This is a genomic window from Alkalibacillus sp. S2W (genome assembly GCF_046764385.1).
Taxonomy (GTDB): Bacteria; Bacillota; Bacilli; order Bacillales; family Alkalibacillaceae; genus Alkalibacillus; species Alkalibacillus almallahensis.
On record NZ_CP177234.1, the window covers coordinates 865811 to 880080 of the forward strand.

13 protein-coding genes are annotated in these 14270 nt (G+C 36.3%); 8 read left to right on the forward strand and 5 right to left on the reverse strand.

The features are described 5' to 3' along the window. Positions 1 to 36: 36 nt before the first annotated feature. The gene (locus ACKXGF_RS04705) at positions 37 to 1278 is read left to right on the forward strand and encodes an MFS transporter (protein ID WP_411955072.1); all 1242 of its coding nucleotides are present in this window, start codon (positions 37 to 39) and stop codon (positions 1276 to 1278) included. A 739-nt stretch (positions 1279 to 2017) separates the two neighbouring features. On the opposite strand, the gene istB (ACKXGF_RS04710) is transcribed toward ACKXGF_RS04705, so the two are convergent. Both istB (ACKXGF_RS04710) and istA (ACKXGF_RS04715) read right to left on the reverse strand, forming a co-directional pair. After that, complete coding sequence (gene istB, locus ACKXGF_RS04710) at positions 2018 to 2782, reverse strand: IS21-like element helper ATPase IstB (RefSeq protein ID WP_411954808.1); 765 nt, start codon at positions 2780 to 2782, stop codon at positions 2018 to 2020. A gap of 2 nt (positions 2783 to 2784) precedes the next feature. Further along, positions 2785 to 4341 carry an IS21 family transposase gene (gene istA / locus ACKXGF_RS04715; protein ID WP_411955073.1) on the reverse strand — a complete coding sequence of 519 codons (1557 nt, stop codon included), beginning with the start codon at positions 4339 to 4341 and terminating at the stop codon, positions 2785 to 2787. 450 nt (positions 4342 to 4791) lie between these two features. On the opposite strand from istA (ACKXGF_RS04715), the gene ACKXGF_RS04720 reads away from it, so the two are divergent. After that, positions 4792 to 5103: a hypothetical protein gene (locus ACKXGF_RS04720; protein ID WP_411955074.1), complete on the forward strand. Its 312-nt coding sequence runs from the start codon at positions 4792 to 4794 to the stop codon at positions 5101 to 5103. 11 nt (positions 5104 to 5114) lie between these two features. Here the strand turns inward: ACKXGF_RS04720 and istB (ACKXGF_RS04725) are convergent, their stop codons facing one another. After that, positions 5115 to 5873, reverse strand: a complete 759-nt coding sequence (istB, locus tag ACKXGF_RS04725) for an IS21-like element helper ATPase IstB (RefSeq protein ID WP_411953848.1) — start codon at positions 5871 to 5873, stop codon at positions 5115 to 5117. Then, positions 5870 to 7402, reverse strand: coding sequence for an IS21 family transposase (gene istA / locus ACKXGF_RS04730; RefSeq protein ID WP_411953849.1), 1533 nt, complete (start codon positions 7400 to 7402; stop codon positions 5870 to 5872). The genes istB (ACKXGF_RS04725) and istA (ACKXGF_RS04730) overlap by 4 nt, the downstream gene beginning before the upstream one ends. A gap of 307 nt (positions 7403 to 7709) precedes the next feature. On the opposite strand from istA (ACKXGF_RS04730), the gene ACKXGF_RS04735 reads away from it, so the two are divergent. The 5 genes from ACKXGF_RS04735 (at position 7710) to ACKXGF_RS04755 (ending at position 12432) form a co-directional block, all read left to right on the forward strand. Beyond that, positions 7710 to 8078: a DUF4181 domain-containing protein gene (locus ACKXGF_RS04735; RefSeq protein ID WP_411955075.1), complete on the forward strand. Its 369-nt coding sequence runs from the start codon at positions 7710 to 7712 to the stop codon at positions 8076 to 8078. A gap of 399 nt (positions 8079 to 8477) precedes the next feature. Beyond that, a complete protein-coding gene (gene abc-f, locus ACKXGF_RS04740) occupies positions 8478 to 10310 on the forward strand; it encodes a ribosomal protection-like ABC-F family protein (RefSeq protein WP_411955076.1) in 1833 nt (610 codons plus the stop codon). Between the two features lie 315 nt (positions 10311 to 10625). Beyond that, positions 10626 to 11468: an alpha/beta fold hydrolase gene (locus ACKXGF_RS04745; RefSeq protein WP_411955077.1), complete on the forward strand. Its 843-nt coding sequence runs from the start codon at positions 10626 to 10628 to the stop codon at positions 11466 to 11468. 56 nt (positions 11469 to 11524) lie between these two features. Next, positions 11525 to 12010, forward strand: coding sequence for a hypothetical protein (locus tag ACKXGF_RS04750; RefSeq protein ID WP_411955078.1), 486 nt, complete (start codon positions 11525 to 11527; stop codon positions 12008 to 12010). Positions 12011 to 12132: 122 nt separating this feature from the next. Further along, complete coding sequence (locus ACKXGF_RS04755; RefSeq protein ID WP_411955079.1) at positions 12133 to 12432, forward strand: group-specific protein; 300 nt, start codon at positions 12133 to 12135, stop codon at positions 12430 to 12432. A gap of 180 nt (positions 12433 to 12612) precedes the next feature. Here ACKXGF_RS04755 and ACKXGF_RS04760 read toward each other — a convergent pair whose 3' ends face one another. After that, positions 12613 to 12828: a hypothetical protein gene (locus ACKXGF_RS04760; protein WP_411955080.1), complete on the reverse strand. Its 216-nt coding sequence runs from the start codon at positions 12826 to 12828 to the stop codon at positions 12613 to 12615. A gap of 129 nt (positions 12829 to 12957) precedes the next feature. On the opposite strand from ACKXGF_RS04760, the gene ACKXGF_RS04765 reads away from it, so the two are divergent. Continuing rightward, positions 12958 to 14142 carry an IS256 family transposase gene (locus tag ACKXGF_RS04765; RefSeq protein ID WP_411953968.1) on the forward strand — a complete coding sequence of 395 codons (1185 nt, stop codon included), beginning with the start codon at positions 12958 to 12960 and terminating at the stop codon, positions 14140 to 14142. Positions 14143 to 14270: the final 128 nt, after the last annotated feature.

A 14270-nucleotide genomic window follows, 5' to 3' on the forward strand; every position in this document is an offset into this window, starting at 1 on the left:
GGAGTCAGCACTATGAGATAGAAATGAGTGATCCGAGTGCGAAAGAATAAAAATTTTCACTATCTATTAGTTGCCGTTTTATTTTCAACACTCGGTGATGGGATCACATTGATTGCAATCCCGTGGTTATCTACTAATTTGACTGAAAATGCTTTTATGATTTCTGTAGTTTCTGCGTCATTGACCATTCCTTGGTTATTATTCAGCCTACATACAGGTTTATTGTTGGATAAAGTTGATCGGAAATTAATTATTTGGATTAGTGTGTATTTGAGAATTATTACGTTAATTGTTTTATCTGTCCTAATCATAACGAATAAAATCACTATGCTATTGTTAATTATTTGTGGCTTTTTTATTGGTTGTTCAAAGGTGTTATTTGATAGTTCTGCACAGACTGTTACGCCGGATATTGTGCCAAAAGAAAATTTGGAAAAAGCTAATGGCATGATCATGACTGCAAGATTAACGATGAGTGATGTACTAGGTAGAGCTTGCGGCGGGTTGCTGATTTCAATAAGTATCTTCACGCCTTTTTTATTGGATACGATTTTACTCTGTTTAGCAAGTCTATTCATTTTCAAGATGAAATTACCTGAAACAATTAAGGATGATTATAAGAAAGTGAAGTTAAAAGAAGGATTCACTTTTATTTTCAAGGATCACACTTTATTAATGCTAATGGTGATTTTAGGCAGCCTTGTAACACTGTTGTTTTCTAGTACGCTTTCCACACAAGTGTTATTAGTGAGAGAAGTTTTAGAATTGAGTTCATTTGAATTTGGTGTGCTAATTTCTTTCAGCACACTAGGTAGTTTATTAGCTAGTAATACGATTTCATTATTTTCGTCTAAGTTCACGTTAAAGACTCAATTAGTCGTTTCATTGTTTGTAATGGGATTATGTTTTGGAGCTGTTGGACTGTTTTATAATAAATTTATTGTGGCCGGATTATATTTTATAGGAAGCTATTTTATCATCATTTGGAATATTGCTAATTTATCATACCGGCAACGTATTACACCTAAACATTTATTAGGAAGAGTTGGCGGCGTTATTCGGTTCTTTTCTTTAGGTTTCACGCCTTTAGGAATGATTTTAGGTGGTTCATTGGTTGTTTGGCTAGAACCGTTTATTTCTAGAGTGTGGGCGATAAGATTCCCAAATTTATTGTTGGGTGCCATATTTGTTGGATTGAGTTTAATGATGATTGTGTTATTTAGATTTTATAGCTTTAATGAATCAGGTTCGACTGAATACGTGAATGATGAAAATTAACTTAATAGAAAATGAGAAGTATGAGGAGGATTTATGACTTTTATCTATTTGTTACCCTTACTAGTACCTATGCCATTTTTGTTTCATTACTTTGAGACCTCTTACTATCCAAATGATGCGCCTTATTTGTTTATAATGACATTGGTATTTGTGATGGTCACAGGTCTCTTGTCAAAAAAAGTTGAGATTCGCTATATAATCTTAGCTAATATCTTTTCCGTGATTTTATCCATTATATTGGGGGAGATGTACATCACGCCTCCGAATGATATATGGTTTAAACCGTTTGGAATGAGAGCAGCAATCACCTTCAGTGGTATTTTAATTTTCTTGGGGATGTTGATTGTTCGGTCTATTTTTAATAAAAGGATCTTTGAATTGAAGTGAACTAACTAGATAATTCTCAAAACGCATTAAATGATTGATGGTTGTTAAATGATGCTAATATACCTGAAGATACAGTATCTCTAATTAATTAAGCAATAGGTATGATCAATGTAAAATAGTTACTTATGTTGAAGTTTGCTGGTACTCCAAGATTAAATATGGCATAGATGTGTTGATTTTTTAGATAAAAGCCATCTTAGTTGTTTAGAAAATATTAAGATTAAATCAATGGAAGGAATTCTATTATATTCGTATGAAGCTTATTAATCTATTTAGGGATGTGATCATATCATTTTTGAGACATTAGCAGCAAAGCTGTAAGCGTCAAGTAAAATTGAACACTTTTTGCTAATTAATTCTGAACACTTTCTTCCTGAAATATGGAAGTTCGATTCCTCATTCGATGACTATCCTCACCACGAAATTGGATGACTTCTACTCGATGTAGAACCCTATCCAAAATGGCTGTGGTAATCCCTTGATCACCTAATAACTCGCCCCACTCACTTGGACCCTTATTTGACGTCAATATAATCGAGGCTTTGTCATGTAAATCATTGATGAGATGAAAAAAGAGATTAGCTTCTCTTTGATCCATTGCCATAAACATGAGGTCATCAATAATAACCAGATTAGCGTTTCTTATTCGTTTCATTCTCATTTGGGCTTTTCGTGTGAATTCTTCAGCTTTTAAATGCCTCACGAGTTCTTCCATGGTTATAAACATGACCTGATAGCCTTGATCAATCGCCTCGATCCCAAGTGCTGTGGCTAAATGGGTTTTGCCGACCCCCGCTGGTCCTAACAGGACCAAGTTATATAATTGATCGACCCAGGTTAACTCACTTAACTGCTTCATTTGCTTTTGACTTAAGGTTTGTTGCTCATGAAGGTTGTACATCTCAAGTGTTGTGTGGGCAGGGAATGCTGCCCACTTCAATTGTCGTTCAATTTGTTTTTCTGAACGCCTCTTCAATTCATACGATGTTAATGCCGATAATAACTCTCGGTAAGTCCAGTCTTCGGATTCTGCTCGTCGAATAAGGTCAGGTAAATGGTCTGCTGTCTCTGACAAGCGCAACGTCTTAAAACGATTTTGTAATAGCTCTAATGTCATGATTAAGTCACCGACCCTTCAAGAACATCGAGATAAGAATCTAAGGTTCTTTCTTCCGGTTTCATATGATCATAGTTAGATGGTTTAGACGATCCTTGAGGTCTATTGATTATCGCGTTCTCAGTTGATTGTTCTTGTCTGACGACATGAGATAAAACATCTTTAAATTCCGAAGCGCTATAAAAATGGTTCTTCAAACAGGCATTTAGAGCTTTCATTTTGACATTGGATGGAACATCCTCAACCGAATCGGCAATGATTTTTAACTGATCTCTCATGTACCGTGGGTATTGCGTTTGAACTTCCTGTAAATAGCTCATAGCTTTGTCTTGATTTTGGAACGTTTCCGAAACGGTTTTCATATAGGCAGGTATCCCTTTGCTCCAGTCCCGTTTGTGCTGTGTATCTTGAATGAGTTCTCCTTTTCCTTCACACAAAGAATGCTCAGCGATTATAGGTCCATCCATCGATTCATGTATGCAAAGCTTTTTGTCATCTGTCTCTTTCACATAGACTTGTTTATGTTGATCATAAGTGCCCAACGGCACCGAATAACGATTGGACTCATATAAAATCGTGTTGTCTTTACGTACCACTCTTGCTATACTTGAATCAATAGGTGAATGACTTATTTTCTTAGTAATCGGCTTAAGGTGTTTCTTTTCGACGGAGAACACTTCTGCCGGTTTCTTTTTTATTGTGTTATGCACTTTGCCGTTCCCAGTCCTCTCAAGCCACTCCCAACAATGATCATTCCATTGTTCTATGTTTCTGAACTCACGGTTTTTGGCAAAGTTTTGCTTAATAAACTTAACACTATTCTCTACTTTTCCTTTACTCTCTGGATCGGCTTTACGACAAACATAAAGTTGGAACTTTCGTTCTCTATAATAGGTTTGAAATGCCTCGGTCAACATAATATCACCACCGTTTTCACTCACAACGATTAAGGCATCTTGATCATAAACCATTTCTTCTGGTATCCCTCCAAAATACTCAAAAGCATGTTCATGAGCCCGAATAACATCCTTTGTGGTGAAAGGTCGGTCTAACCACTCTGCATACTTGTAACGAGAATGGGATAAAACAAAACAAATCACATATACTTTTTGAGTACCACCTTGGGATGATTTTTGTTTCGATTGACCAAAATCAACTTGGATCTGTTTACCCATTGGTAACTCTGGAATCGCCTCATAAGAACGAGGTGTCATTACTTTTGGAATGTTGTATTTTTCTCTCAATTCTTTAACATAACTTCGAACAGTACTTTCGCCGACCGATAGGTCAGAGAAGCGTTCTTTCAACCAATCATGAACTTGTGCTCCAGAAAGGTCAGGATTTTCGCTTAACCACGTATGAATTAATAATTCGTACTGATCCAATTTGCGTGTCCTTCTGCGTGTTGAGGCCATCCATTCAGCCATGTCTTCTGGCGACTTCTCGAGATACTTATAAACGGTTGTTCGTGAAACACCTATTTTTTTTGCAATCCTTCTAATTTTGAATCCTTGCTGCTTCATTTGATAGATTTCCGTATACATTAGCCACTTTTCCACCTTTTCCCCTCCTGATGATAGATAATAAATCTATCATACTACAGAGAGTTGTTTTTGATTGAAAAGTGTTCATTTTTATTGAGCAAAAACTGTCTACTTTAGTTTAGCGTTTACAAAAGCTTTCTATTGTCATCTAACTTGCTTTTGGGACACTTTTAATTGTGCTATTTCCTATAATAAATAAGGGAAATAAATACTTTGCTTGGTTTAGTCTGGTAATGGGGGTTGTCGTTTTGCTGCTGTTATTATGGTTCACTTTTGGGAATGAAACCATTAGACATCAGATATTAAATTACGGGCTGAAATAAGGATTGCTAATAAGGTTCTAGCAAAAGCATCAAAACAATCCGTCGAAAGTCAACGTAAGTATTCAGAGCGAATTGGTGAGATCATTGAGCAGGAGTTTTTTTAATTAATATGATTTAACTTAATGATAAAAGGGGGATTATCTTGTTTACTAAGAGAAATTCTTTAATTTTGAGCATCATTGCATTTGTTTTAAGTATATTAGTCATTAGCTCCAGTCCAAATTTCATTGTAACAGGACTGCTTGTGATTGTTTCAGTCCTACTATTTTGTAATTATTTAAGGTTGAAGTTTGGCCTTAAAACCGCAGAGCTTGCAGGTGTTTTTATTGCAGCTATTATTATCATATTTTCACTTTTTATATTAGTGTTATTGGCCGTGTTAAAATCCAATTGTAACCGTCAAGTAGAATTAAACAATTTTCCACAAATAAGATTAAACAGTCTAACTAACTGACGAGTGTTCATTTACTCCTCGAAAATAGATTGTCGATACTTCATACGAATACTTTCGGCCTCCTCGCTAAATGTAATCACTTCACTTCTGTGAAGCAATCGATCCAATATCGCTGTTGTAAATGTGGAATCGCCTAAGAATTTTCCCCAATCACCCGGTCCTTTATTAGACGTCAGAATAAACGCAGCCTTATCATACTTATCATAAATAAACTGAAAAAACAGATTGGCTTCTTGTGACTCGTAAGTCATATACATGACATCATCAATAATGATTAGGTCAGAATCCATAATACGTTTGTAACGTGTTTTGGATTTTTTGATATAGTCACGTGTTTTTAAAACATACATGAGATGGTTCATCGAGATAAACGAGACTTGATAACCTTGTTCGACAGCGTGAACACCCAATGCAATAGATAAATGCGATTTCCCAGCTCCGGTTGGGCCCATCATCATAATCGTAAAACATTGTTCAACCCAGTTTAGTTCTTTTAAAATGTTGAGTTGTTTGTCGCCAATCGCTGATTGCTCTTGAAGATTATACTGATCAAAGGTCATATGCTCAGGAAATTCAGCCCATTTCATCAAACGTTCAATATTTTTCTGTTCACGACAAGCCATTTCATACGTCAGAACCTTATCCATTAATTCATAATAAGTCCAACCGGACAATTCAGCTTCCCTTAGTAATTCAGGTAACGCTTTGGCTGTTTCTGCTAGCCGAAGGGTACGACACATATCTTGTAACGATTTATAGGCCTCGCTCATGATAGCCCACCTCCTGATAAGAGATGCGTATAAATATCACTCGGTCGTTCCGGAACCTCATAGTGATCATATGCTGAATGAGATTCGCCGTGAACGGGTTGCTTCTGTTGGGCTTGCACAGACAATGAGTGTGCAATGTCTCTGAAGTCATTCCCGCTTGTTAAATTTAAGTGCTTCATTTGACTTAGAGCCTGATTAATATAATTCGGATATTGCCGAACCGCTTGGTTCACCACCCTTAATTGATCAACGATATGACGCGGATATCGTTCATCAAGACATTGAACCAACCACTGAAATGCCTCTTCATCATGAAACAGATCGCTTAATTGTTGAACGAGTCGATCACGTTTAGATGTTTGATTGTCACGATGCGCTGGATCAGAGATGACTAAGCCCTTGCCATCAGACAATGCATGCTGGGCTAAAATACTGCCATCGGGTTTTAACCGAATATATAACCAACCCGAACGGGTTTCAATATACGCCAGATTAGGTGATTCAGCGTGATAAGTGCCACGTGGAACACTATAGCGATTACCTTCAAATCGAATCACATTGTCCTTTTGAATAATCCTTGTTATACTATCATGAGTAACATCATTCATGATGTTGTGCGTTGAGACCTTCTGTAAATGCGGCTTTTCCAGGGCGTGCATATCGGAAGGTCTCTTTTTTGTATTGTGATGAACTTTGTGATTCCCTGTCCTCTCAAGCCAAGATAAGCATGATGCGTTCCATGTCTTGATATCATGGAACGTGCGATTGTGACTAAAATTTACTTTGACAAATTTAACGGTTTGTTCCACTTTCCCTTTCGTTTCAGGATCACTTTTTCGACATAAATAAATCTTAAACCCTTTCGAATCTTGGTAGGCCGAAAAAATCGACGTTAAAATCAGATCACCTGCATTCTCACTCACAGCGAGTAACGCATCTTGATCATAGACCATTTCAGTGGGCATACCTCCGAAATAATGAAAGGCATGATCATGCATTCGAATAACATCTGCTGTACGAAATGGCCGATCCAACCATTCAACATATTTAAAACGTGAATGCGATAATAGAAAGGCTATAAAATATAATCGGACGCTTCGTCCGTCCTTGTCCTGAACCACATCATAACCAAAATCGACTTGCCCTTGTTGTCCCATGGGTAACTCAGGAACAGATACGTAGGGGCGTTGAGCTGTTTGTTTAGGAATATGATAATGGTCACGCATGTCATTCACATAATTCCTAACAGTATTTTCTGCGATATCTGATATGTCTAACGTTTCTTGTAACCAATCCACGATTTGAGCAGCCGTTAAATCGTGATGCATTTTTAACCATTCAAGTATCTGTTGGTGATAAGGATCCAATTTCTTAGATCGCGTTTTTAATGTGTGCGTATATACCTCCATTTCTTCGAATGACCTATTCAAACAATCAATCACCCGGTTACGCGATATCTGTAACTTGCGAGCTATCGCACTTTTAGAAAATCCTTCCTGATACAAACGATGAATCTCCATGTAATCCATTAAACGGTTCACTCCTAATCGCCTCACTTTCTATAAAACTTACATTAAGTATATAGAAAAGGCGTGTATTTTTGGTGACCTGTTTAATCTTATTTGTAGAAATCTGTTGATTTCTATTTGTGGAAAACTGTTGAATCTAGTTTAGCGTTTACACCAATATGCAATGACGTATTTTGTGCTCAATATAACGATCATTAAACCACGTGATATTAGTTCAGGTTATCAATAAAAATCTAATAGAGATAAAGGGTTTATTGAGTATTACATAGATCATGAAAATAAGTTCTTAAAGTAAGGTTGTGTTATGATGATGCCAATTTTATCCATTTTAATTTGTATCCTTATATTAGATCAGCTTATTAATAAAAATCTAATAAAAAGGAATAGTATTGAACAAACTGCTTCACGAAGTAAATATGTAAATAAGGTCCATAAATATGGTGAGTTGATACTTTATGGGGCAACGATGATTGTGATGGTGTTATCAGTAATTGAGTTTTATTACCTTAGATTACTCATTTTTATTGGTCCAGGTATTACCTTTGCGTTTCGCACCATAATGAAATGGAAATTTACTAATCAAGATAAAACATATCTACTAAGTGCGGTAACTTGTGGATTATTCATGATTGGCTCAATTGTGTATGGGGTATTTGAGTTTAATTTAATTGTTTAGAACTACTTTAGAAGCCTTGAACTTAAAATAATATTAATATTCTAAAAAATTGAGAGGTTTTTACATAAAATCAAGTTGTTAGTTTGAGGAGTAGTTTTTAATACGTTTAGTTCAACCTAGTTTCTAGTTGCTCTTCACACATGTATCAAGATATGCTAATCTTAGCTTAATTCAAGGAGGTATCGACAATCAAAATGGACAATTCCCTTATTTTTGCGTAATTAAATTTATTCAAAAAGTCTTTTGCCACGAGCAAAAGAAGGGGATACGTGTGTCTATTTTGAGATGACTATATAAACATTCATTTCTTTTCTTCATGATGTTATATGATGGATTAGTTTGTAACGGCACAGGGACCCTTCCTCTGTGCTTTTTTTGTGGCGAAATTGGAGTGATGGCATGTTTATAATAAAAGCTGAAAATTTAACAATGGAAAAAGGTGTTAGGAAGTTATTTGAAGACGTAACATTTGATATTTTACCCAATGAACGTATTGCTTTATTAGGTATGAATGGTGTAGGAAAGACGAGTTTGATTAATGGGCTGCTTAGACGAGAACCTATGGCTGAAGGTGATATCTATTATGGTGTAGAGTGGTCGAATATTGGTTATATGGTTCAAGCGGAAGAAAGTCGTACGGATTTACCACTCTGGAATTGGGTTGTAAGCGAACACCCTAAAGAACAACTAAGAAAAACGATGATTCAACTAGAAAATCAATTAGAAAAAGATTCGAGCGATGCAGCTGTTTTGAAAGAATATAATGAAGCAATATCGCAGTATTTAGAAGTCGATGGCTATCAATGGGAAATGGAGATTGATAGCAGATTATTAGAAATAGGCTTAATAGAAGAATTGTGGCATACACCTTTTAAACAACTGAGTGGTGGCCAAAAAACGCGGGCTAAACTTGTAAAGCTTATGCTTGAAAATCCACAGTTTATTATTCTTGATGAGCCAACTAATCATTTGGATTTAGAAACGATCGATTGGTTAGTTAAATGGTTGCAAGCGTTTCAAGGTACGGTTTTATTTGTTTCTCATGAACGTGAATTTATAGATCGGGTTGCAAAGGCAATATTTGAATTAACACCTGAAGGACTGACCAGGTATGAAGGTGGATACCAGGAATATGAGGCTCAGAAGGAAATCGAAGAAAAAACGCGACAACAGCAATACGAGAATCAGGAAAAAGAACGACGGAAACTCAAAGAATTGATCCAACAATATAAAGGTTGGCATGCAAGTGCTAATGCTAAAGCCAGTGTCCGTGACCCATATGCGCAAAAGAAAGCGTCTAAGCAAGCATCAAAGCTTAAAGCAAAAGAGAGTGCATTAGAGCATTTGGAAAAAGAAGCAATTCAAAAACCAAAGCAACCAAGCAGAATAAATACACAAATACATTCAAGTGAGTTTACTGGTAAACGCATGGTTCACGTAGATCAGGTGTCTAAGTCGTATGGCGATAAAGCCATTTTAAAAGATGTGAACGTAGATATATTGAAAGGTGACCGTATAGGTGTGGTAGGTGCTAACGGCAGCGGGAAAACAACTTTGCTAGAATTAATATCTGATCTTAGCGAGGGAGATCAAGGCGCCATACATTATAATCCTCAGGTGAAAATCGGGCAATTTTTCCAAGAGTTCGAACAACTAAACGAGCAGAATACGATATTAGATGAAATCATGGAGCTTCCTAATATGAAGCAAACTGATGCTCGTACGATCTTGGCATGTTTTTTGTTCAGAAGAGAAGAGGTTTATAAAGCGATTGGTAACTTGAGTGAGGGGGAAAAAGGACGCGTTGCTTTTGTGAAGTTGTATTTTTCGGATGCTAATTTGTTAATTTTAGATGAGCCTAATAATTATTTTGATATTTCATCGAGAGAAATTATTGAAGATGCTTTAGTTAACTATCCGGGCTCTATCGTATTAGTGACTCATGACCCGTACTTGTTGCGAGCAATTTCGAATAAAATTATTTCATTAGAACAACAAACGATGCAAGTTTTCAATGGGACATATGGTGACTGGGTGAACCACGTTAATGTTGAATCAGAAGAGCAACAGCTGTTAAATCAATTAGCAGAATTGGAAGCGAGGTATTCTCAAGGCTTACTTGAAGAGTATGAGTCATCACAACAAGAAGAGGAGAAGATTGAAGCATTAAAGGATTTGAAGGCTGAAATAGAGTGGTTGAAAGAACAAATTGGTCAGAAGAGTAACAATTGATTTAATATAGCTATACAGGGAAATGATTAGTGGGATGTGGTTTTTGATGTTTCATACAATGAAAAGCCACTTCCCGTATTGCTATGAATAGATTGGTGGTGCTCCCTGATGTCCAATCCTGATAAAATCATCAAAGAAATTGATATGTTGAATGAGGTGGATCGTCAGATAGTTCTTAGGAAAATCAAGGAGAAATACATGATGCAGGATAGTATCTTTTTATGATTGTAAGTTAGTCTTTATGTTGGCAGGTTTTTCCTCAGTCTGTATTGAATCACTATAATATTAGTTCATTTGTCTAAAGGGGATTTGAATATGTGGGATCAACAATTTGTTCATACAGAAAGAGGCGAGTTTGAAGTTTTCACTCAAGGAACTGGCGAGCCACTTTGTGTTACACATTTATATAGTGAATTTAATGAACTCGGGAATTATTTTGCTGATGCTTTTGTAAATGATTTTAAGGTTTATTTAGTAAATTTAAAAGAAGCAGGTCATTCTTGTAGAGCTAATACTGATGCAGAATTGAGTATGAAAGAAACGGCTAAAGACTTAGATGCGATTAGGGATGCATTGAATTATAATTCTTGGGGATTTGCGGGTCATTCAACTGGGGGGATGCTAGGGTTAGTTTATGCTCTAAGCTATCCTGAATCTCTAACTAAGTTATTAATTGGTGGAGCAACTGCAACTAAAGCGTATATGAACCATGAGGGAAGCATGTATTCATCCAATAGTCCCTTAAATAATAAATTAAAAGAAGTTTTTTCAGTATTAAAATCTTCTGATTCGACTAAAGAAGAAAGAAGAGAGGCTAGTAGAGAATGGGGCAAGATGTCCCTGTATAATCCTGATCGCTGGGATGAATATTTTTCAAAACCAAGTAGTGGTAAAGTTGTTCAAAAGAGATTAGATTACTTTTCATTTAAGGAATTACCAGATTACGAAATTCAAGATCAGTTACATACTATTTCAGTTCCTTCTATTGTGTTTTGCGGGAGATATGATGCGCAGTGTCCGTTAGTTTTTTCTCAAGAAATTAGCAAAGGATTGCAAAATTCAAAGTTGTATATTTTTGAAAAGAGTAACCACTTTCCCTTTGTAGAGGAAAAAGATCATTTTGCAGATATGGTTATAGATTTTAAAAGGTTAGATTAGTTTTAAAAATTAACTAATTGTGAGTTAAAATTGTGGTATAAAAGGAGTGATTGAAGTTGATGAAGTTTGTAGTGTCGTCATTGCTAACTTTTGTGTTGTTGATTGGGATTATATTAGGATTCAGTCAAGTTAATGCAGATGAAGAAAAACAGGCAAGAGATTATCAGACCATAGAACAATTAACGATTTATAAAAACAAGCCTGTAGAAGATTTTGTTCCTACTCAACACAAGGCATCAAAAGATATGATTACCCATCCAGAACATGATTCTGTTGACGAATTCATGGAAAATTTGAAGCGTGGTGTAAATGGGAAAGAGGATTATGCTACAAGTGGTAGGGATTTAAAAGGGCATATTGGAGATTCTGCTTATAATTATGCTGAATACTTCTTAGATCAGACAAATGAGCATGATGATTTATTAAAAGGCTTATTAGAAAAAGCTCAACCGTTTCATGGAACAGGAGTTCATTCATTAACAGATGAAGAATTGAATCAAAAATTTAATGATTTAAAAGAATATGTGAATAGTTATGACTAAGCCTGTGAATTCGGGCTTGTTTTCGTTGTGAATAATGAAAAAGAACTTAGATTAGTTATAATGATTCTTTTAAGTGGTCCTATTATTAAAACTGTTTTAATTGGTCGAAGGGGAATAAACTAATGAAGAAGTTTTATGTCGCATCAAGTTTTAAAAATAAAGATGCAGTGCGGTTGGTTAGTAATGAGTTAATCAATAAGGGCTTTGTTCAAACATATGATTGGACGAAAAATGAGAGAGCTTCAACTTTTGAGGATTTAAGGGATATAGGGCAAAAAGAAAAAGAAGCTGTGATGGAAGCAGATTTCATTATTGTTTTATTGCCTGCGGGTAAAGGGAGTCATATAGAGTTCGGTATCGCACTTGGACAAGGGAAAAGAATTTATCTTTATTCATCAGATGAATCAGTCAATCATTTTTAAACAACAAGTACGTTTTATCATTTATCTGAGGTAGAACAATGTGTTGGGTCTATTGAAGATTTAATAGAAACTGTAACCAATAGCCAGGAATCATCTGACTAATGAGGTGCGCTGGACATCAAGATGATGGTTGATCTTATGTGTGATTTAGTATTTGAAAAATGAATTAACTTAGGCTTATCAGAAGCCTCCAGGTCCGCCGCCTGCTGGTGGGCCATTTCGACGTGATCTTGCTTTTTCGACTTCTCGCTCGACTTCTTTTTCGTTCTCTTTTTCTTGTTGGGTTTTCAGGTGATGTGGTTTCGTGTAGCGCTTTTTCTGCTTTCGTTTATCTAGAATGATCATGAGTGCAATAGCTGCGACTAGGAATAAGCCCCATAAGATATTGGTTAACACACTCATTCTCCTTTCGAGCAATTATAATTGGTTGATAGAGTCCATATAATTGTGTAAAAAGGGTCATTTTCCTCTCCACATGGTACAATGTTTTCAACCACAAAAACGATTACCAGGAGGAGAGTACTCATGACCCAACTTAAGTTTAGCGCAAATATTGAAGATTTGAAAGAAAAAGTAATGGGCTCAGACCTAGAAACGATGGTGAAATCAACGATTGTGTTGATTTTGAATGAATGTATGGAACAGGAGCGTGAGGACTACTTACAGGCTGCTGCTTACGAACGGACAACGGAACGTGTCGATTATCGAAATGGCTACTATGAACGCGAATTGATCATGAGTTTGGGATCTATTAAATTGACTGTTCCACGAACGCGATTCGGTGATTTCTCACCTTCTATTTTTGAGCGATACGCTCGCTATGACCAAGCGTTTGTGATGTCGATGTTAGAGATGTTTGTGAATGGGGTTTCAACACGTAAGGTGACGAAAATCGTTAATACGTTATGTGGTGAAACCGTTTCGAAATCCTTTGTATCGAATTTAACGAAAAAATTAGACCCCATTGTGAATGAATGGGCTCAACGCCCATTGCACACTTTAACGTTAGATTTTGTGTTTGTCGACGCTCTTTATATCAAAGTAAGAGAAAACCAAAAAGTGGTCTCCAAGGCAGTTTATATAGCCATCGCATTAGATGATGAAGGCTATCGGCATATATTAGGGCTTCACATTAGTCATTCGGAGAATGAGGAGGCTTGGCAAACATTTTTTCAGCAGCTAATTGGAAGAGGGGTATCATCACCTAAGTTGGTTGTTTCAGATGCTCATAACGGCTTAGTAAATGCGATTCAAAAGTCTTTTATAGGGACGTCATGGCAACGTTGCACCGTTCATTTCAAACGAAATATCATCGTCAAAATGCCTAAAGAAGGCAAAAAAGAAGCCATTAAGTTATTGAAACAAATATTTGATGCCTCGTCGCAAAAGGAAGCACGACAACTTAGAGATCAGTTTCTCGATGACTATGGTGATCAACCATCATTTCAAAAGGCTTGTAAGGTTTTAGATGAAGGGTTTGAAGACGCGATTCAATATCTAGGCGATGCCATTCCTGAAAACTTTAAAACACATGTTAGAAGTACAAACTCATTAGAACGTTTAAACCAAGAAGTTCGAAGACGAGAAAAAATCATTCGTATTTTTCCGAACACACAATCAGCCTTCCGTCTGGTTGGGGCAACATTAATGGCGTATGAAGAAATCATCAAACATAATCCTAAAAAATTTAGGATCTGGGAAAACAAATGAAATGACGCGATGAGGTGGAGATGGCTCGTCCCTCACCATCTCCACCTCATCGCGATAACACATAAATAATCAATGACAAGAGTTGAATTTCATTGCCATGTATTTTACACATAATTATGGACTTGACT